Origin of the sequence: Pseudomonas sp. SO81, assembly GCF_030374125.1 — a bacterium.
Classification (GTDB): domain Bacteria; phylum Pseudomonadota; class Gammaproteobacteria; order Pseudomonadales; family Pseudomonadaceae; genus Aquipseudomonas.
This window is the reverse complement of the sequence record NZ_CP126126.1, coordinates 2,979,959-2,999,318: the sequence shown is the minus strand read 5'-3', so window position 1 is coordinate 2,999,318 and position 19,360 is coordinate 2,979,959. Positions and strand designations below refer to the sequence as shown.

Here is a 19,360-nt window from a genome sequence, read left to right as displayed (position 1 = left end):
GTTCCCCAGGCGCATGCTTAGATGACTTCTACCCCAACTCCCCACCGCCCAAGCTGGCGCAGCCTGGCCCTGTTGGCCCTGCTGCTGGCACCGCTGCTGTGGCCGCTGCAATTCTTCGCTGAGCGCTACTACCGCGGCGAGCTGCTCGAGCAGAACCGCCAGACCCTCGACCTGTACGTCGCCAACCTGTTCGGCACGCTGCGCCGCTACGAGGTGCTGCCGAATATCCTCGCCGACCTGCCGCCGCTGCGCTCGTTGCTCGCCACTCCGGCGGACAAGGCGCTGCAGGATCGGGCCAACCGCCTGCTGACCCAGGTGCGCGAGGAAACCGGCGCAGACGTGATCTACCTGATGAGCCCCCAGGGCATCACCCTGACCTCATCCAACTGGGATCAGCCGGACAGCTTCGTCGGCCGCGACTTCACCTATCGCCCGTACTTTCGCGAAGCCCTGGCCGGCAAGCAGGGGCGCTTCTTCGGCCTCGGCACCACCTCGCGCAAGCGCGGCTATTTCTTCTCCAGCCCGGTGCGCGACGGCGAGCGGGTGATCGGGATTCTGGTGGTCAAGGTCGACCTCGACGACGCCGAGACCCTGTGGGGCAATACCCCGGAGCAGTTGATGGTGACCGACAGCAATGGCGTGGTGATCATCTCCTCGCGCAGCGACTGGCGCTTCCGTGCCACCCGCGAGCTGGACAACGCCGAGCGCGCCGCCATCGCCGCCAACCAGCCCTACCCGACACAGGCGCCCACGCCGCTGCAGCTGGACGACAGCGCCTGGCTGATCCAGAGCCGCGAGCTGCAGGAGACCGGGCTGACCGCCAGCATCCTCGCCCCGCGCCAGCTGGTCGATCGCCAGGTGCGCACCACCCTGGCCGTGGGTGGCGCCGCGTTGCTGGCGGGCCTGCTGATGCTCGGTCTGCTGCTGCAGCGCCGACGTCACTACATCGAGCGCATCGCCCTGGATGCCCGCGCCAAACGCGAGCTGGAGATGCGCGTGCTGGAGCGCACTCGCGACCTGGAGACGCTGAACAATCGCCTCAAGGACGAAGTGCTGGAGCGCGAGCACGCCCAGCAGGAGCTGCTGCGCACCCAGGACGAGCTGGTCCAGGCCAGCAAGCTGACGGCCCTGGGCACCATGAGCGCCAGCATCAGCCATGAACTCAACCAGCCGCTGGCGGCGATCCGCAGTTATGCCGACAACGCCGGCGTACTGCTCGACCACCAGCGCACCGACGACGCACGCGGCAACTTGCGACAGATCAGCGAACTGACCGGGCGCATGGCCTCGATCATCGCCCACCTGCGCGCCTTCGCCCGGCGCGACCAGCATGCACCGGAAAGCGTGGCCCTGCAGCCGGCGCTGGACGATGCCCTGGCGCTGCTGGCCAAGCGCCGCAGGGCACTGGAGGTGGAACTGATCCGCGACCTGCCCGCCGCCACCCTGTGGGTGCAGGCCGGCGAGACACGCCTGCGCCAGGTGCTCGGCAACCTGCTGGCCAATGCCCTCGACGCCCTCGGCGAGCGGGCGCCGCCACGGCGCCTGTGGCTGAGTGCCGAAGTCACCGGGGAAGGCGTCAACCTGCTGCTGCGCGACAATGGTCCTGGCTTCAGCGAGCAGGCCCTGGCCCATGCCCGCGAGCCCTTCTTCACCACCAAGACCAGCACCCAGGGCCTGGGTCTCGGCCTGGCCATCTGCGAGACGCTGATGCACGCCCTGGGCGGCGAGCTGCTGCTGGCCAATCACCCGGATGGCGGTGCGCTGGTTACCCTGCAGCTGCGCAACGCCGCCCCCGGCGCCAACCTGCAACCGTCCGAGGAGTTTTCATGAGTGCCATCGACGCCCGCACCCAGGTCCTGCTGATCGACGACGACGAGCACCTGCGCCAGGCCCTGGCCCAGACCCTCGACCTGGCCGGCCTGCGCGTCGAGACCCTGGCCGATGCCCGGGGCGTGGCCGAGCGCATTGGCGCGGACTGGCCGGGCGTGGTGGTCAGCGATATCCGCATGCCCGGCATCGACGGTCTGGAACTGCTGCGCCAGCTGCACGAGCAGGACCCGGATCTGCCGGTGCTGCTGATCACCGGCCACGGCGACGTACCGCTGGCGGTGCAGGCCATGCGCGCCGGCGCCTATGACTTCCTGGAAAAACCCTTCGCCAGCGAGGCTCTGCTCGATGGCGTGCGCCGCGCCCTGGAACTGCGCCGCCTGGTGCTGGAGAACCGCAGCCTGCGCCTGGCCCTGGCCGACCGCAACGAGCTGGGCGCCCGCCTGATCGGGCAGTCCGCGCCCATGCTGCGCCTGCGCGAGCAGGTCGGTGCGCTGGCGGCGATCAACACCGATGTGCTGATCCTCGGCGAGACCGGCGCCGGCAAGGAGGTGGTGGCGCGCGCCCTGCACGATCTCTCCGCGCGCAAGAAGGGCCCGTTCGTGGCGATCAACGCCGGCGCCCTGGCCGAGTCGGTGGTGGAGAGCGAGCTGTTCGGCCATGAGCCGGGCGCCTTTACCGGCGCCGCCAAACGGCGCATCGGCAAGTTCGAGTTCGCCAACGGCGGCACCCTGTTCCTCGACGAGATCGAGAGCATGAGCCCGGATGTGCAGGTCAAGCTGCTGCGCCTGCTGCAGGAGAGGGTGGTCGAGCGCCTCGGTGGCAACCAGCTGATCCCCCTGGATATCCGCGTGATCGCCGCGACCAAGGAAGACCTGCGGGTGGCCGCCGACCAGGGCCGTTTCCGCGCCGACCTGTATTACCGCCTGAACGTGGCGCCACTGCGCATTCCGCCGCTGCGCGAGCGTGGCGCGGACATCCTGCTGCTGTTCCGGCACCACGCCGAGACCGCCGCTCAGCGCCACGGCCTGCCGATGCGTGAACTGCAGGCCGGGCAGCGCGCCCAGCTGCTCAGCCACGCCTGGCCGGGCAATGTGCGCGAGCTGCAGAACGCCGCCGAGCGTTTCGCCATGGGCCTGGATATCGGCCTGGATCTACCCGGCGGCACGGCTCCGGCCGCTGCCGGCGAGCAGAGCCTCGGCGAGCGGGTCGAGGCCTACGAGCGCGCGCTGATCGCCGACGAGATGGCCAAGGGGCACGGCTCCCTGCGCAGCCTGTCCGAGGCCCTCGGCCTGCCGCGCAAGACCCTGCACGACAAGCTGCGCAAGCACGGCCTGGCCTCGGAAGGCGACGAGGATTAGTGCAACCGCGCTTCGCCGCGGTCCAGTAGAAAGCGCTCCAGGTCCACCGGCTCGCCAGGGTCGGCAGCTAGCTGGCTGCGCAGGTCGGCGAACACCCGGTCGAAGTCCTCGTGGAAGGCAAATAGCGCCGGGTGGGCCGGCTTGATGCCGCGTCGGCGCAGACAGCGGCCGGCACTCTGCAGGAAGTTGTAGGCGACGTCGCGACGCAGGCTGAAACCGTCGTGCACCAGTCGCCCGGCCACCTCGCCGTCCAGCTTGAAATCCACATGGCAACCCGCATCGTCGCGACAGATCCGGTAGTCCAGGCTGAGGTGATAGCCAGGCTCCAGAACCGAAGGCAATTGCATCACCTCGACATGTCCAGGGCGAAACATGGGCCTCCTTCGCGGCTACTAATCGCGGCTAAATATGAGCGCTTGAAATAAAAAATTAATTGCTAATACCTGATGAATATCAGGCATTTAGCCATTAACAACGCGTGACTTATTCCCGTCACTTGAAAGCGATAAAAGTTCAACTAACTTTTCCTGCACGCCCGTTCAGAAAGGGCTGAGACCGTCTAGCCCGAGGTCTCCCGCTATACCACGAGATGCCCCTGAGAAAGCTTCCGAAGGTACAGGGACAGTATTACTGAGCAATGGATAGCGCGTTATTGACCGACATCAATACCCCTCTATCCCATAGCGAGCCCAATTGCTCATAACTTCACTCCGCTATTGGAGGTATCCGATGTCCGAGTCCGCAAACAAACTTCGCCTGGGGGCGTTGATTGCCCTGGTGGTAGGTTCGATGGTGGGTGGCGGGGTCTTCTCGCTGCCACAGAACATCGCCGCCAGCGCCAGCGCCGGGGCCACCCTGATCGGTTGGCTGATCACCGGGGTCGGCATGCTGACTCTGGCCTTTGTCTTCCAGACCCTAGCCAACCGCAAGCCCAACCTGGATGGCGGAGTCTATGCCTACGCCAAGGCCGGTTTCGGCGACTACATGGGCTTCTCCTCGGCCTGGGGCTACTGGATCAGCGCCTGGATCGGCAACGTCAGCTACATGGTGCTGCTGTTCTCCACCCTCGGCTATTTCTTCCCGGTCTTCGGCGAGGGCAACACCCTGCCGGCCGTGATCTGCGCCTCCGTGCTGCTCTGGTTGCTGCACTTCCTGGTACTGCGCGGCATCAAGGAAGCGGCCTTCATCAACACCCTCACCACCATCGCCAAGATGGTGCCGCTGGCCCTGTTCATCATCATCGCCGCCATCGCCTTCAAGATGGACGTGTTCACCACCGACTTCTGGGGTGAGAGCAACGCCGAGCTGGGCAGCGTGATGGACCAGGTGCGCAAGATGATGCTGGTCACCGTCTGGGTGTTCATCGGCATCGAGGGCGCCAGCATCTTCTCCGCCCGCGCCGAGAAACGTAGCGACGTGGGCAAGGCCACGGTGATCGGCTTCGTCGGCGTGTTGCTGCTGCTGGTACTGGTCAACGTGCTGTCTCAGGGCATCCTGGCCCAGGCCCAGCTGGCCGGGCTGAAGAACCCCTCCATGGCCGGTGTGCTGGAGCATGTGGTCGGCCCCTGGGGCGCCCAGCTGATCAGCATCGGCCTGCTGATTTCCCTGGCCGGGGCCCTGCTGTCGTGGACCCTGCTGTGCGCGGAAATCCTCTTCGCCAGCGCCCGTGACCACACCATGCCGGAGTTCCTGCGCAAGGAGAACGCCAACCAGGTGCCGGTCAACGCGCTGTGGCTGACCAACGCACTGATCCAGCTGTTCCTCATCATCACCCTGTTCAACAGCTCGACCTACCTCAGCCTACTGTACCTGGCCACCTCGATGATCCTGGTGCCCTACTTCTGGTCGAGCGCCTACGCGGTGCTGCTGGCAGTGCGCGGCGAGACCTATGAGAACGCCGGCGGCGAACGCAACAAGGACCTGGTCATCGCCCTGGTCTCCACCCTCTACGCCATCTGGCTGGTGTATGCCGCCGGCATGCAGTACCTGCTGCTGTCCGCCCTGCTCTATGCACCGGGCGCCATCCTGTTCGCCAAGGCCAAGCGCGAACTGGGCCAACCCATCTTCACCGGCGTCGAGAAGATCATTTTCCTCGTCGTGCTGATTGGCGCCGCCATTGCCGCCTACGGGCTGTATGACGGCTTCCTGAGTCTGTAAGAGAAGGAGTTCAACATGTCCACCAAAGCTCTCGGCGTTCATTCCGAAGCCGGCAAACTGCACAAGGTGATGGTCTGCTCGCCCGGCCTCGCCCACCTGCGCCTGACCCCCAACAACTGCGACGAGCTGCTGTTCGACGATGTGATCTGGGTCAGCCAGGCCAAGCGCGATCACTTCGACTTCATGACCAAGATGCGCGAGCGCGGCATCGACGTGGTGGAGATGCACAACCTGCTGGAGCAGACCGTCAGCAACAAGGAGGCGCTGGCCTGGATCCTCGATCGCAAGCTCACTCCCAACAGCGTCGGCCTCGGCCTGCAACACGAGGTGCGCTCGTTCATCGAGGGCCTGGAGCCGCGGCGCATCGCCGAATTCCTGATCGGCGGCGTGTCGGGGGCCGACCTGGCCAAGCACAAGAGCTCGGAAGTCTCGAAGATGTTCAACGCCTACCTGGGCGAGTCCAGCTTCATCTTCCCGCCGCTGCCCAACACCCAGTTCACCCGTGACACCACCTGCTGGATCTACGGCGGCGTCACCCTCAACCCCATGTACTGGCCGGCGCGCCGCCAGGAAACCCTGCTGACCAGCGCCATCTACAAGTTCCACCCCGACTTCGTGAATGCCGACTTCCAGATCTGGTACGGCGACCCGGACGTCGACCACGGCGCCGCCACCCTGGAAGGGGGTGACGTGATGCCGATCGGCAACGGCACCGTGCTGATCGGCATGGGCGAGCGTTCCTCGCACCAGGCCATCGGCCAGGTCGCCCAGGCCCTGTTCAAGGCCGGCGCCGCCGAACGCGTGGTGGTCGCCGGTCTCGGCAAGTCGCGCGCCGCCATGCACCTGGACACCGTGTTCAGCTTCTGCGACCGCGACCTGGTCACCGTCTTCCCGGAGGTCGCCTACCAGATCGTGCCGTTCGTGATTCGTCCGGACGAGAGCAAACCAGGCGGCCTCGACGTGCGCCGCGAGGACAAGTCCTTCCTCGACGTGGTCGCCGAATCCCTCAACCTGAAGAAACTGCGCGTGGTGGAAACCGGCGGCGACAGCTTCGAGGCCGAGCGCGAGCAGTGGGACGACGGCAACAACGTGGTCTGCCTGGAGCCCGGCGTGGTGGTCGGCTACGACCGCAACACCTACACCAACACCCTGCTGCGCAAGGCCGGCGTCGAGGTCATCACCATCAGCGCCAGCGAGCTGGGCCGCGGCCGCGGCGGCGGCCACTGCATGACCTGCCCGATCATCCGCGACCCGATCGACTACTGATCAAGCCAGCCCGGCGGCCCATCCGCTGCCGGGTCTGTTTCCAGCTGCCCACAAGGAGAAAGAACCATGGCTTTCAACATGCACAACCGCAACCTGCTCAGCCTGATGCACCACAGCACTCGCGAGCTGCGCTACCTGCTGGACCTGTCCCGTGACCTCAAGCGCGCCAAGTACACCGGCACCGAGCAGCCGCACCTGCTGCGCAAGAACATCGCGCTGATCTTCGAGAAGACCTCCACCCGCACCCGCTGCGCCTTCGAAGTGGCCGCCTATGACCAGGGCGCCAACGTCACCTACATCGACCCGGGCTCCTCGCAGATCGGCCACAAGGAGTCGATGAAGGACACCGCCCGCGTGCTCGGCCGCATGTACGACGCCATCGAGTACCGCGGCTTCAAGCAGGAGATCGTCGAGGACCTGGCCAAGTATGCCGGCGTGCCGGTGTTCAACGGCCTGACCGACGAATACCACCCGACCCAGATGCTCGCCGACGTGCTGACCATGCGCGAACACAGCGACAAGCCGCTGCACGACATCAGCTACGCCTACCTGGGCGATGCCCGCAACAACATGGGCAACTCGCTGCTGCTGATCGGCGCCAAGCTCGGCATGGACGTGCGCATCGCCGCTCCCAAGTCGCTGTGGCCGACCGATGAACATGTGGCCGCCTGCCGGAAATTCGCCGAGGAGAGCGGCGCACGCATCACCCTCACCGAAGATGCCAAGGAAGCGGTCAAGGGCGTCGACTTCGTCCACACCGACGTCTGGGTGTCCATGGGCGAGCCGGTGGAGGCCTGGGGCGAACGCATCCAGCAACTGATGCCCTACCAGGTCAACGCCGAGCTGATGAAAGCTGCCGGCAACCCGCGGGTGAAGTTCATGCACTGCCTGCCGGCCTTCCACAACAGCGAAACCAAGGTCGGCAAGCAGATCGCCGAGCAGTATCCGCACCTGAAGAACGGCATCGAAGTGACCGAAGACGTGTTCGAGTCGCCCTGGTGCATCGCCTTCGAACAGGCGGAAAACCGCATGCACACCATCAAGGCGATCCTGGTCTCGACCCTGGCCGATGTCTAACCGCCACTGCGGGCCGGGCGCTGTCCCGGCCCGCACGGCAGCTCAAGGAGAATCAACATGCGACTAGTCATCGCCCTGGGCGGCAACGCCCTGCTGCGGCGTGGCGAGGCCATGACCGCGGAGAACCAGCGCGAGAATGTGCGCATCGCCTGCGAACAGATCGCCAAGGTGGCACCGGGCAACGAACTGGTGATCGCCCACGGCAACGGCCCGCAGGTCGGCTTGCTGGCCTTGCAGGGCAACGCCTATGATCCCACCAACCCCTACCCGCTGGACGTGCTCGGCGCCGAGACCGAAGGCATGATCGGCTACATGATCGAACAGGAGCTGGGCAACCTGCTGCCGTTCGAAGTGCCCTTCGCCACCATACTCACCCAGGTCGAGGTGGACAGCGGCGACCCGGCCTTCAGGACGCCGACCAAGCCGATCGGCCCGGTGTACAGCAAGGCAGACGCCGAACGCCTGGCAGCCGAGAAGGGCTGGAGCATCGCCCCGGACGGCGACAAGTTCCGCCGCGTGGTGGCCAGCCCCCGGCCGCAGCGGATCTTCGAGATCCGCCCGGTGAAGTGGCTGCTGGAGAAAGGCTCGGTGGTGATCTGCGCCGGCGGCGGCGGCATCCCGACCATGTACGACAACGGCAAGCTCAAGGGCGTGGAGGCGGTGATCGACAAGGACCTGTGCTCGGCGCTGCTGGCCGAACAGCTGTCCAGCGATCTGCTGGTGATCGCCACCGACGTCGATGCCACCTACATCGACTGGGGCAAGCCGACCCAGAAGGCCATCGCCGAGGCCCACCCGGACGAGCTGGAACGCCTGGGCTTCGCCGCCGGTTCCATGGGACCGAAGGTGCAGGCCGCCTGCGAGTTCGCCCGCAACACCGGCAAGGTCGCGGTGATCGGCTCGCTGGCCAATATCGAGGCCATCGTCCAGGGCAAGTCCGGCACCCGCATAAGCACCAGCGCCACCAGTACGCAATACCGCTGATCCGCGTTACCCAGCGGCAGGCTCCCCTGCCGCTCCTCAACCTCTCCTCCACCTGCAACTCGCCGCGCCGTTACTCACCCGACTGTACGGATGACCAGCAAGCAGCAACGTGACTTGTCGGTCAGACCCCGCGTCAACCCGATACCCCCGATTCATTTGAGTCGCCATCCGGCATATGCCGCCTGGCAGGGAGCGCTGTTGTCGCCGAGCATCCGCCCGCTACTTCGCGCCCGCCCCGCCTGGCATGAAGGTCGATTGTAGGAGTTCTGTGTGATGTCTCGTCTTCCCGTCATCGTCGGCTTCGGCGGCTACAACGCCGCGGGCAGAAGCTCGTTCCACCATGGCTTCCGCCGCATCGTCCAGGAATCGTTGGATGCCACCAGTCGCCAGGAAACCCTGGCCGGCCTGGCCGTGATGATGAAACTGGTGCAGGTGGTCGACGGCCAGTTCCGCAGCCTCGATGGCCAGCCCCTGAGCTCGGCCGAGATCGAGGCACGGCACGGTGCCGAGATCCTCGCCGGCACCCTGGTCCGACGCATCGAGAAACGCCACCTGGACGTGGACGCCGCCCATTGGCAGAAGAACATTGCCGTCAGCGCCGCCCAGTTCACCACCCTGCGCAAGCACCTGCCCGAGCCGCTGCCGGCCAGCTGGCAGGTGGAAGAGCTGGACGAGCAGCAGGTGCGCGTCACCCTGCAGGAGAGCAGCGAGTTCAAGGTCGACAGCTATCGCGCCCTGCCGGTGAAGTCCGCCGGCCAGTTGCCCACCGGCTTCGAGCCGGGCGAGCTGTACCACTCGCACTTCCACCCGCGCGGCCTGCAGATGACCGTGGTTGGCGCCACCGACGCGCTGCGCTCCACCGGCCTGCCCTGGACCGACATCCTGGCCAGGGTGCAGCCGGACCAGGTCGCCGTGTTCGCCGGCAGCGGCATGAGCCAGATGGACGACAATGGCTTCGGCGGTATGCTGCAGTCGCGCCTGCGGGGCAACCGGGTCACCGCCAAACAGTGCCCGCTGGGCCTCAACAGCATGCCGGCGGACTTCATCAACGCCTACGTGCTGGGCAGCGTCGGCACCACCGGCAGCGTCACCGGCGCCTGCGCGACCTTCCTCTACAACCTGCAGAAGGGCGTCGAGCATATCGCCAACGGCCAGGCCCGCGTGGTGCTGGTGGGCAACAGCGAGGCGCCGGTCACCCAGGAGTTCATCGATGGTTACGGCGCCATGGGCGCCCTGGCCACCGAAGAGGGCCTGCGCAAGATCGAGGGCCGCGACGAGGTGGACTTCCGCCGCGCCAGCCGCCCCTTCGGTGACAACTGCGGCTTCACCCTGTCCGAGTCGGCGCAATTCATCGTGCTGATGGATGATGAGCTGGCCCTGGAGCTGGGCGCCGATATCCATGGCGCCGTGCCGGATGTGTTCATCAACGCCGACGGCTTCAAGAAGTCCATCTCCGCCCCCGGCCCCGGCAACTACCTGACCGTGGCCAAGGCCGTGGCCAGCGCCGCCCAGCTGGTCGGTATCGACGCGGTGCGCCACCACAGCTTCGTGCATGCCCACGGCTCCAGCACCCCGGCCAACCGGGTCAGCGAATCCGAACTGCTGGATCGGGTTGCCGCCGCCTTCGGTATCGAGCAATGGCCGGTGACCGCGGTGAAGGCCTTCGTCGGTCACTCCCTGGCACCGGCCAGCGGCGACCAACTGATCGCCGCCCTGGGCACCTTCCGCCACGGCCTGCTGCCGGGGCTGAAGACCATCGACCGGGTGGCCGACGACGTGCACCGCCAGCACATCAGCCTGGATGTGCGCGACCGCCAGGTGGCAGGCATGGAGGTGTGCTTCCTCAACTCCAAGGGCTTCGGCGGCAACAACGCCACCGGCGTGCTGCTCGCTCCGCAGGTGGCCGAGCGCATGCTGCGCAAGCGCCACGGCGAGGCCGCCTTCGGCGTCTGGCAGGCCAAGCGCGAAGCGACTCGCGCTGCGGCGGCCGCCTACGACCAGCGCGCGCTACGCGGCCAGTTCGACATCCTCTACAACTTCGGTCACGACCTGATCGACGATCAGCAACTGCAGTTCAGCGCCGACGGCATCCGGGTGCCGGGCTTCGCCCAGCCGCTGCTGTACCGAAAGGACGAGCGCTACAGCGATATGCTGTAAGCCCACTGCCGATGGCCGGGACTTCAGCGCTGCAGCACGTACTGTCCGCTGAAGCGCACCGCCTCGACCTCGTCGACGAGGATGCGGCTATGCAGCCGGATCCGCGCCAGGCCGCGGCGCTGGTACAGGGCGAGAAACCTGTCCCACTCGGCCGCCGCCGGCGCCGCGCATACTGCCAGCGCATCGCTCAGCACCGGCTGCGGGTAGTCGATCTGGCCCTGCTGAATGACGATATGCCCGTCCGTCAGACCTGCCTCGCGCAGGCTCAGGTGCAACCAGCCCCAGCCGGCCAGCACCGCACCGCAGTAGAGACTGCCGCCGAACATGCTGCTCTTGTGATTGAGGTTGGCCGCCAGCGGCAGGCTCAGGAGCAGCTCGCCGCCCTGCCAACCCTGTACGCCCAGGCCGAGGGCCTGGGTCAGTGGGATGTCCTGGTGCAGCAGCTGCTCCAGGTAGGCGCGCTCATCGCTCATGCTGCGAACGACTCAGTCCAGGGCGCGGGCCAGCTGGATAAGCTCGGCGCGCCACTCGGCGGCCTGCGGCAGGCCGAGGAAGGACGGGTTGAGATAGCTCTCGCGGGCCTCATAGGTCAGCGCCTCGCCCTTGAGGTCGAGCACCTCGCCGCCGGCGCCTTCCAGCACGCCCTGTGCCGCGGCGGTATCCCACTGCGAGGTGGGCGCCAGGCGCGGGTAGCAATCGGCATTGCCTTCGGCCAGCAGACAGAACTTCAGGGAGCTGCCGATATTGGCCAGCTGCAGATCGCCGAAACGCTCGGACAGGCCGGTCAGCAGACGCTCCTGGGCCGGGCTGGAGTGGCGCTTGCTGGCCACCAGGGTGAAGGCCTCGGCCGGCGCCAGACGCACGGCGATGGCCTCGGGCTGTCCACCTGGCTCCTGACGCCAGGCGCCCAGGCCGGCACCGCCGAAGTAGCAGCGACCATTGGCGGGCACGCCGACCACGCCGAACACCACACGGCCGCGCTCGATCAGCGCGACGTTGACGGTGAACTCCTCGCTGCCGGAGATGAACTCCTTGGTCCCGTCCAGCGGGTCCACCAGCCACCAGCGCTGCCACTCGGCGCGCTCGGCGAAGGCGATGCCGGCATCCTCCTCGGACAGCACCGGAATCTCAGGCGCCAGTTCGCGCAGGCCGGCGGCGAGAATCTCGTGAGCGGCCAGGTCGGCGGCGGTGACCGGCGAGGCGTCGGCCTTCTCGGTGACGGCCACGTCATTGCGCCAGTGCGGCAGGATGGCCTGGCCGGCGCGCTGCGCCAGGGCGATCACCGCCGGCAGATAGGGATGACTCACGGTTTGAATTCTCCACGTTGGGTCAGCAGGTCGCGGACCAGATAGAGGGCGGCCAGGGCCCGGCCTTCGGTGAATTGCGGATGCTGGGCCAGGGCGCTGAGCTCGCGCAGGCTGACCTTGTCCACCCGCAGCGGCTCGGGCTCGTCGCCCGGCAGGCTTTCTTCGTAGAGGTCGCGGGCAAGGACCACCTGGATCTTCTGGCTCATGTAGCCGGGCGACAGGCTCAGCTCGGCGATCAGCTCCAGGCGCTCGGCGCCGAAGCCGGCCTCTTCCTTGAGTTCGCGGTTGGCGGCCACCAGCACGTCCTCGCCGGGCTCGATCAGGCCCTTGGCCAGCGACAGCTGATAGTCGTCGGTGCCGGCGCAGTATTCCTCGACCAGCACCGCGTGCTCGGCATCGAGCATGGCCACCACCATCACCGCGCCATAACCGGCGCCCTTGCTGACCAGGCGTTCGTAGGTGCGCTCGACGCCATTGGCGAAGCGCAGCTGCAGCTCTTCGACGCGGAACAGGCGGCTGCTGGCGACTATCTCGCGGGCCAGCACCTGGGGTTTATCACGCATCATTCGCTCCTTGATTCGAACGGGTATCATACCCCGCTCCCTCGAAATATCCGCGCCGGATATTCGCTCCCCGTCTGTTTCCGGACTTTGCCATGCATCAGCTGCCCTGGGCCGATATCGATACCGTCCTGCTCGACATGGACGGCACCCTGCTCGACCTGCATTTCGACAATCACTTCTGGCTGGAACACCTGCCGCTGCGCTATGCCGAGCTGCACGGCATCAGCCGCGAGGCGGCCAGCGCCGAACTGCTGCCGCTGTTCCGCGCCCACGCCGGCACCCTGCCCTGGTACTGCACCGACTTCTGGAGCCGCGAGCTGAACCTCTCGGTACGCGACCTCAAGCGCGAGGTGGCCGACCTGATCGCCCTGCGCCCGGACGCCGACACCTTCCTCGCCGCCCTGCGCGCCGCCGGCAAGCGCGTGGTGCTGATCACCAACGCCCATCGCGACTCGCTGTCGCTGAAGCTGGAGAAGGTCGAGCTGGCGCCCTACTTCGACCGCCTGATCAGCTCCCACGACTATGGTTTCCCCAAGGAAGACCAGCAGTTCTGGTTCGCCCTGCAGCAGGACTTCCCCTTCGAGCCTGCGCGCAGCCTGTTCATCGACGACAGCCTGCCGATCCTGCGCAGCGCCGGGCGCTATGGCGTCGCCCACCTGCTGGCGGTGCGCCAGCCGGACAGCCGCGGCGCGGCCAAGGACACCGAGGAATTCGTCGCCGTCGAGGACTATCTCCAGCTCAGCGCCCAGCTCGCCCCGCCAGCCTGAAGCGCCGTCGACCGCCCGGCAGCCAGGCGGTTCGTCGGCTGCGCCATTTTTTGCACAGGTCGTGACACTGCTCGCAGTGCCGCCAAATGCCACTTGCCCAGCGAAGCGGCGCTGGCAGCATGTGCGCCATTCCCCAACGGAGGTCGTAATTAATGAAGTATTCCTCTCTGCTCCTGCTCTCTCTCGGCCTGGCCAGCGCCACCGCTCTGGCCGGCAACACCTCGGCCGGCGTCGGCGGCGCCCTGGGCGGCGCGCTGGGCACCGTGGTCGGTGAGCAGATCGGTGGCAGCACTGGCGCCACCATCGGTGCCGGTGTCGGCGGCGCGGCCGGTAGCGCCGTCGGAGCCGATAAGGGTGCCCGCACCGAGGCGGCCATCGGCGGTGGCATCGGCGCGGCCGGCGGCCAGGTGATTGGCAGCAAGGTCGGCGGCAGCACCGGCGGCGTGATCGGCGCCGCGGTCGGCGGCGGTGCCGGCGGTGCGCTGGGCAATGCCTACGGCGGGGATGACGATGACGACCATGACCACGACGATCGCCGCTACCGCGATGGTCATTATCATGATCACGACGGGCACCCCGGCCGCGCCCTCGGTCACAAGAAGCACAAGTGGCACAAGAAGCACCACTGAGCCACAAACGACAAGGCCCGCATCATGCGGGCCTTGTGTTTTGCGGAGCCTGAAACCGGGCGCTATCAGATACCTTCGCTGCGCAGGGCGGCGGCGGTGAAGTCACTCTTCTTCAGCTGCACGTTGAAGTCATACATCGGCTCGTTGTTGTCCAGGCCGTCGACGAAGTAGCGGCTACCGGCGAAGTCGTAGATGGTCTCCAGGGTGCTGAGGAACATCGGTACGTCGTAGTAGCTGATCGGGTGGGCTTCCTGCAGGCCGACCAGCTCGCCGCTCTTGTTGTACAGGTCGACGGCGAGGATCTGCCAGCTGTCCTCGTCGAGGTAGAAGCGGCGCTCGGCGTACGGATGGCTGTGGCCCTTGCGCAGCTTGGCGTCGACGACCCACACGCGGTGCAGCTCGTGGCGCAGCAGCTCGGGGTTGACGTGCTTGTCCTGGAGGATCTTCTCGTAGGGAATGCCCTTCTGGTGCACGGCGTAGCTGTTGTACGGCACCAGCATTTCCTGCTTGCCGACCAGGGTCCAGTCGTAGCGGTCCGGCGCGCCGTTGTAGGCGTCAACCACGTCGGCGGTGGCCATGCCGTTGGTGTCCGGCTGCATGGCGTCATAGGCCAGCATCGGCAGGCGACGCACGCGGCGCTCGCCACGGTTGAAGCGCCAGGCCTTGCGGATCGCCAGGACCTGGTCGAGGGTCTCCTGCACCACCAGGGCGGAGCCGGCCAGCTTGCTCGGCGAGGTCACCACGTACTTGTAGAAGAACAGGGTGTTGTCCAGGTCGGCCGGGGTCACGCCTTCGCGTCCATAGACGAACAGGATGTCGCGCTCGCGCTTGACCAGCACATAGTCGCCGCCCTTGAGCACCGCCGCATGGTTGGTAATCATCCGGGTCTGCTCGCCGCGGTAGCGGGCGATGTGGTTCCAGATCGCTTCCTGACCGTTCTGCGGGATCGGGAAGGGAATGCCGGCGGCGGTGCCTTCGATGCCGTTACCGCCGGCGATCAGCGAGGCGTTGGCCGCGTTGTAGCGGGTGGCGTCGTAGATGCGCTGCGGCGAGGCGGCGCTGCGGCGAGTCGGGAACACGCGCAGGAAGTAGTCCGGATTGGTTTCCAGCAGCTTCTGGTAGCCCGGGGTCAGCAGCGCCTTGTACTGAGCGAGGTTGCTCTTGTCGACGCGGTACAGCTCCTTGTCCGCGGCGAAGGGGTCCGGGTGGTGCATGCCGGGCTGGTAGTTGGCCGGTGGCGTGGCGACGCCACCCTCCCAGGACGGAATGGTGCCCGCGGCATTGCCGGCGCGCTCCCCACCCAGCGGCATCAGGTCTTGCCCGAGACGGGCGGCCTGGGCCGCATCGACGCGGGCTTGCGCCGGCAGGCTGACAGCGGCTGCCAGTGACAGGACTGCAATTGTTCTCAGCACAGCTTTCTCCTCGCGACGCACTCGAGCGCCGCTGTTCTTATTCGTGCGACCGGTCTAGGTCGCGCTCGCAGATTGCCGTTGGGTGAGGCAGTGGCCATCCTGGCGCCGGGTGGTCCCGGTCATGGTCGCTCCGCATCCGGCGGGGCTTTGAGTACTTATGCGTCGCGCTGGAACTTGAGATCCCACACGCCGTGGCCAAGGCGCTCGCCACGTTTTTCGAACTTGGTCACCGGCCTTTCGCTGGGCCGTTCCACATAACCGGCGGCACCTGCCACATTATGGTAGCCCGGTGCCAGCGACATTACCTCCAACATATGTTCCGCATATGGCTGCCAATCGGTGGCCATGTGCAGGATGCCGCCGACCTTGAGCTTGCTGCGCACCAGTTCGGCGAAGCTCGCCTGGACGATACGGCGCTTATGGTGGCGGGCCTTGTGCCAGGGATCGGGGAAGAACAGCAGGACGCGGTCGAGGCTGGCGTCGGCCACGCAGTCGCGCAGCACTTCCAGGGCGTCGCAGCTGTACACGCGGATGTTCGACAGGTTCTGTGTGAGCATGCCGTTGAGCAGGGCGCCGACGCCCGGCTTGTGCACTTCCACGCCGATGAAGTCCTGCTCCGGCGCGGCAGCCGCCATCTCCAGGGTGGCATGGCCCATGCCGAAGCCGATCTCGAAGGTACGCGGCGCGCTGCGCCCGAACACCTGGTCGAAGTCGCGCAGGCCATCCTCCAGCTGCAGGCCGAACTTGGGCCAGCCCTGGTCCAGGCCACGCTGCTGGCCCTCAGTCATGCGCCCGGAGCGCATGACGAAACTCTTGATGCCGCGCAGCGGCCGCTCGGCAGCGCCTTCGTCTGCCGGCTCGATGATGTCGCTCATGAAGTTCTCTCAGCCTGTTTAGGGGGCTTACTTGATCAGGCCGTCCAGCGGCGAGGAGGCGCTGGCATACAGCTTCTTCGGCATGCGTCCGGCCAGGTAGGCCATGCGCCCGGCGATGATCGCGTGCTTCATCGCCGCGCCCATCAGGATCGGGTCCTGAGCGTGGGCGATGGCGCTGTTCATCAGCACCGCCTCGCAGCCCAGTTCCATGGCGATGGTGGCGTCGGACGCGGTGCCCACACCGGCATCGACCAGCACCGGCACAGTCGCCTCTTCGAGGATGATGCGCAGGTTGTACGGATTGCAGATGCCCAGGCCGGTACCGATCAGGCCGGCCAGCGGCATCACCGCGATGCAGCCCATCTCGGCCAGCTGACGGGCGATGATCGGGTCGTCGCTGGTGTACACCATCACGTCGAAGCCTTCCTTGACCAGCACTTCGGCGGCCTTGATGGTCTCGATCACGTTGGGGAACAGGGTCTTCTGGTCGGCCAGCACTTCCAGCTTGACCAGCGTGTGGCCGTCGAGCAGCTCGCGGGCCAGGCGGCAGGTGCGCACCGCTTCCTCGGCATTGAAGCAGCCGGCGGTGTTGGGGAGGATGGTGTACTTGTCCGGCGAGATGACGTCGAGCAGGTTCGGCTCGCCCGGGTTCTGCCCGATATTGGTCCGGCGCACGGCCACGGTGACGATCTCGGCACCGCTGGCCTCGATGGCCAGGCGGGTTTCCTCGAGGTCCTTGTACTTGCCGGTGCCCACCAGCAGGCGCGACTCGTAGGTGCGGCCGGCCAGGGTGAAGGGCTTGTCGATGATGGCGCTCATGGCAGTTCCTCGGGCGACTAGCCGCCGCCGATGGCGTGGACGACTTCCAGCTGGTCGCCGTCGTGCAGGACGGTGGTGCCATGCTGGCTGCGCGGCACTATGTCCAGATTGAGTTCGACCGCCACCCGCTTGCCGGTCGCATCCAGGCGCGCGAGCAGGTCGGCGACGGTGGCATCGTCAGGCAGCTCGAAGGGTTGGCCGTTCAACTGGATGTGCATGGCTGGGCGGTCAGATCATGAAAGGGTCGGCATTCTAGCCCGATCGACCGGATCGACCAAGGTACGCGCGTGCCATCTGTCAGGCCCGCCCGGCACGCCAGGCCGCCAACCCCAGGCACAACCAGCCGGCGAGGAAGCACAGGCCACCCAGCGGGGTGATCATGCCGAGCTTGCCCAGGCCGCTCAGGGTCAGGGCATACAGGCTGCCGGAGAACAGCAGGATGCCGAAGGCGAACAGGCTGCCGGCAGCCGGCAGCAGGCGCCCCGGCAGGCGCCCGGCGAGCAACGCCACGCCGAACAGGGCCAGGGCATGCACCAGCTGGTAATGCACGCCGGTCTGGAATACCGCCAGGTACTCCGCGCTCAGCTGGCCCTTGAGGCCGTGGGCGGCGAAGGCGCCCAGTGCCACGCCGGTGAAGCCGGCCAGGGCCGCCAACAGCAGAAAGACTCGTAACATGATTGACTCCCGGGCAGGCTCGATGCGGCCGCTATAATGGCCGCTCCCTAAGACCGGGCCAAGCCATGCTGCGCAACCTGTTCCGCCGCCTGACCAAACTGCTGCTGTGGTTCGCCGCCGTCTCGGCCTTGGTGGTGCTGGCCCTGCGCTGGATCGACCCGCCCGGCACGGCGCTGATGGCCGAGCGCAAGATCCAGTCCTGGGTCGACGGTGAACCGATCGACCTGCAGCGGACCTGGCGCCCCTGGCGCGAGCTGCCGGACGACCTGAAGATCGCGGTGATCGCCGCCGAGGACCAGAAGTTCGCCGAGCACTGGGGCTTCGACGTCGCCGCCATCCTCCAGGCGCTGCAGCACAACGCCGATGGCGGCAACCTGCGCGGCGCCAGCACCATCAGCCAGCAGGTGGCCAAGAACCTGTTCCTCTGGTCCGGCCGCAGCTGGCCGCGCAAGGCCCTGGAAGCCTGGTTCACCGGCCTGATCGAGCTGCTCTGGCCGAAGCAGCGCATCCTCGAGGTGTACCTCAACAGCGTGGAATGGGGCGATGGTGTGTTCGGCGCCGAGGCTGCCGCACGCCATCACTTCCGAGTCGGCGCGCCCTACCTGTCACGCCAGCAGGCCTGCCTGCTGGCCGCCGTGCTACCCAATCCGCGCGCCTGGAGCGCCAGCCGTCCCGGCTCCCACGTGCAACGCCGGGCCAGCTGGATCCGCCGACAGAGCTACCAGCTCGGTGGCAGCCACTACCTCAACCAGCTGTCCGCGCCTCTGGCGTTGCCGCTGGCGCAGTGGTGGCCGGATTGGCTGCCGAAGCTCTGAGTCGCAATAAGCCCCAGGCGATCAGCGCCTGGCCGCTGAAGTAGCAGGTCACGATCACCAGCACCGCATGGGGGAAGGGCTGGACGAACTTGTTCACCCCGATCAGCGAATCCGCCACCACGAACAGCATCGCCCCCAACCACAGCGGTCCCGGTCTGGCCTCCACCCGCCCGGCCAGGATCGCCATGGCCAGCAGGCAACTCAGGTAGATCGCCACCGCAATCTGCAGGGCACCGGCCGCCGGCAGCATCCAGGCCGACATCGCTATCGCATAGAGCACGACTGGAAGCGAGCGCCGCCAGTGCCATGGCTGACCACGCCCGAGCAGGCCGAACGCGACGATGAAGGCCAGCTGGTTGACCAGGAAGGCCAGCAGCGCCTGGATGAACAGGCCGTCGCGATCGCCGAAATCGAGGAAGAAGTCCCCCGCCGCCGCCGCGCCATAACCCAGCGCCAGCCAGCGCCCGACCGCACCCGGGAACGCCCGCCAGGCCAGCACGGCGAACAGCAGCATGGGCAGCGGCTTGAGCAGCCAGCCCAGCGGATAGGGCTTGAGCGGCAACAGCAGCAGATAGAGCAGGCCCAGGCAGAGGGCGGCGGCAAAGCAGCGGCGCTGGAAGGCGGTCATACGAGACTCCCTGTTCGAGACGAGCCCCGATCCTGCCGACA

Annotated in this window: 20 protein-coding genes; 10 read left to right on the top strand and 10 right to left on the bottom strand. The window is 66.8% G+C overall.

The annotated features are described in order from the left end of the window. Window positions 1-21 precede the first annotated feature (21 nt). Window positions 22-1,830 carry a sensor histidine kinase gene (locus OH686_RS14035; RefSeq protein ID WP_289533373.1) on the top strand — a complete coding sequence of 603 codons (1,809 nt, stop codon included), beginning with the start codon at window positions 22-24 and terminating at the stop codon, window positions 1,828-1,830. Further along, the gene (gene dctD / locus OH686_RS14030) at window positions 1,827-3,188 is read left to right on the top strand and encodes a two-component system response regulator DctD (RefSeq protein ID WP_289533371.1); all 1,362 of its coding nucleotides are present in this window, start codon (window positions 1,827-1,829) and stop codon (window positions 3,186-3,188) included. Before OH686_RS14035 ends, dctD begins: the two co-directional genes overlap by 4 nt. Here dctD and OH686_RS14025 read toward each other — a convergent pair. Then, window positions 3,185-3,562, bottom strand: a complete 378-nt coding sequence (locus OH686_RS14025) for a DUF5064 family protein (RefSeq protein WP_289533369.1) — start codon at window positions 3,560-3,562, stop codon at window positions 3,185-3,187. The two genes, dctD and OH686_RS14025, sit on opposite strands and share 4 nt — an antisense overlap. A 355-nt stretch (window positions 3,563-3,917) precedes the next feature. On the opposite strand from OH686_RS14025, the gene arcD reads away from it, so the two are divergent. The 5 genes from arcD (at window position 3,918) to OH686_RS14000 (ending at window position 10,829) form a co-directional block, all read left to right on the top strand. Next, entirely contained in the window at window positions 3,918-5,345 is a 1,428-nt protein-coding gene (arcD, locus tag OH686_RS14020) for an arginine-ornithine antiporter (RefSeq protein ID WP_289533367.1), read from the top strand. A gap of 15 nt (window positions 5,346-5,360) precedes the next feature. Continuing rightward, complete coding sequence (gene arcA, locus OH686_RS14015; RefSeq protein WP_289533365.1) at window positions 5,361-6,611, top strand: arginine deiminase; 1,251 nt, start codon at window positions 5,361-5,363, stop codon at window positions 6,609-6,611. Window positions 6,612-6,677: 66 nt separating this feature from the next. Continuing rightward, a complete protein-coding gene (locus OH686_RS14010) occupies window positions 6,678-7,688 on the top strand; it encodes an ornithine carbamoyltransferase (protein ID WP_289533363.1) in 1,011 nt (336 codons plus the stop codon). Window positions 7,689-7,745: 57 nt separating this feature from the next. Next, window positions 7,746-8,672 (top strand): carbamate kinase, encoded by a 927-nt coding sequence (gene arcC, locus OH686_RS14005; protein ID WP_289533362.1) that lies wholly within the window; start codon window positions 7,746-7,748, stop codon window positions 8,670-8,672. A 273-nt stretch (window positions 8,673-8,945) separates the two neighbouring features. Then, entirely contained in the window at window positions 8,946-10,829 is a 1,884-nt protein-coding gene (locus tag OH686_RS14000) for a beta-ketoacyl synthase (RefSeq protein WP_289533360.1), read from the top strand. Window positions 10,830-10,852: 23 nt separating this feature from the next. Here the strand turns inward: OH686_RS14000 and OH686_RS13995 are convergent, their stop codons facing one another. The 3 genes from OH686_RS13995 to nudE are packed head-to-tail and all read right to left on the bottom strand — an operon-like array spanning window position 10,853 to window position 12,699. After that, window positions 10,853-11,302 (bottom strand): YiiD C-terminal domain-containing protein, encoded by a 450-nt coding sequence (locus OH686_RS13995; protein ID WP_289533358.1) that lies wholly within the window; start codon window positions 11,300-11,302, stop codon window positions 10,853-10,855. 12 nt (window positions 11,303-11,314) lie between these two features. After that, window positions 11,315-12,136, bottom strand: coding sequence for a 3'(2'),5'-bisphosphate nucleotidase CysQ (gene cysQ / locus OH686_RS13990; protein WP_289533356.1), 822 nt, complete (start codon window positions 12,134-12,136; stop codon window positions 11,315-11,317). Further along, window positions 12,133-12,699, bottom strand: a complete 567-nt coding sequence (nudE, locus tag OH686_RS13985) for an ADP compounds hydrolase NudE (protein WP_137974715.1) — start codon at window positions 12,697-12,699, stop codon at window positions 12,133-12,135. The genes cysQ and nudE overlap by 4 nt, the downstream gene beginning before the upstream one ends. A gap of 92 nt (window positions 12,700-12,791) precedes the next feature. Here nudE and yrfG point away from each other — a divergent pair, with 92 nt between their 5' ends. Both yrfG and OH686_RS13975 read left to right on the top strand, forming a co-directional pair. Next, on the top strand, window positions 12,792-13,466 hold the full coding sequence (gene yrfG, locus OH686_RS13980; RefSeq protein ID WP_289533355.1) for a GMP/IMP nucleotidase: 675 nt from the start codon (window positions 12,792-12,794) through the stop codon (window positions 13,464-13,466). Between the two features lie 152 nt (window positions 13,467-13,618). Next, on the top strand, window positions 13,619-14,095 hold the full coding sequence (locus tag OH686_RS13975; protein WP_137974713.1) for a hypothetical protein: 477 nt from the start codon (window positions 13,619-13,621) through the stop codon (window positions 14,093-14,095). 65 nt (window positions 14,096-14,160) lie between these two features. On the opposite strand, the gene OH686_RS13970 is transcribed toward OH686_RS13975, so the two are convergent. The 5 genes from OH686_RS13970 to OH686_RS13950 form a co-directional block, all read right to left on the bottom strand. Further along, window positions 14,161-15,504: a DUF1329 domain-containing protein gene (locus OH686_RS13970; RefSeq protein ID WP_502942812.1), complete on the bottom strand. Its 1,344-nt coding sequence runs from the start codon at window positions 15,502-15,504 to the stop codon at window positions 14,161-14,163. 158 nt (window positions 15,505-15,662) lie between these two features. Then, window positions 15,663-16,334, bottom strand: coding sequence for a tRNA (guanosine(46)-N7)-methyltransferase TrmB (gene trmB, locus OH686_RS13965; protein ID WP_171016385.1), 672 nt, complete (start codon window positions 16,332-16,334; stop codon window positions 15,663-15,665). A 75-nt stretch (window positions 16,335-16,409) separates the two neighbouring features. Continuing rightward, window positions 16,410-17,201 (bottom strand): thiazole synthase, encoded by a 792-nt coding sequence (locus OH686_RS13960; protein ID WP_137974710.1) that lies wholly within the window; start codon window positions 17,199-17,201, stop codon window positions 16,410-16,412. Between the two features lie 17 nt (window positions 17,202-17,218). Next, the gene (gene thiS / locus OH686_RS13955; protein ID WP_289533350.1) at window positions 17,219-17,419 is read right to left on the bottom strand and encodes a sulfur carrier protein ThiS; all 201 of its coding nucleotides are present in this window, start codon (window positions 17,417-17,419) and stop codon (window positions 17,219-17,221) included. Between the two features lie 79 nt (window positions 17,420-17,498). After that, window positions 17,499-17,876, bottom strand: coding sequence for a DUF423 domain-containing protein (locus tag OH686_RS13950; RefSeq protein ID WP_289533348.1), 378 nt, complete (start codon window positions 17,874-17,876; stop codon window positions 17,499-17,501). A 65-nt stretch (window positions 17,877-17,941) separates the two neighbouring features. On the opposite strand from OH686_RS13950, the gene mtgA reads away from it, so the two are divergent. Next, window positions 17,942-18,691: a monofunctional biosynthetic peptidoglycan transglycosylase gene (gene mtgA / locus OH686_RS13945; protein ID WP_289533346.1), complete on the top strand. Its 750-nt coding sequence runs from the start codon at window positions 17,942-17,944 to the stop codon at window positions 18,689-18,691. Here the strand turns inward: mtgA and OH686_RS13940 are convergent. After that, a complete protein-coding gene (locus OH686_RS13940; RefSeq protein ID WP_289533344.1) occupies window positions 18,621-19,319 on the bottom strand; it encodes a lysoplasmalogenase in 699 nt (232 codons plus the stop codon). The genes mtgA and OH686_RS13940 overlap by 71 nt on opposite strands. Window positions 19,320-19,360 lie beyond the last annotated feature (41 nt).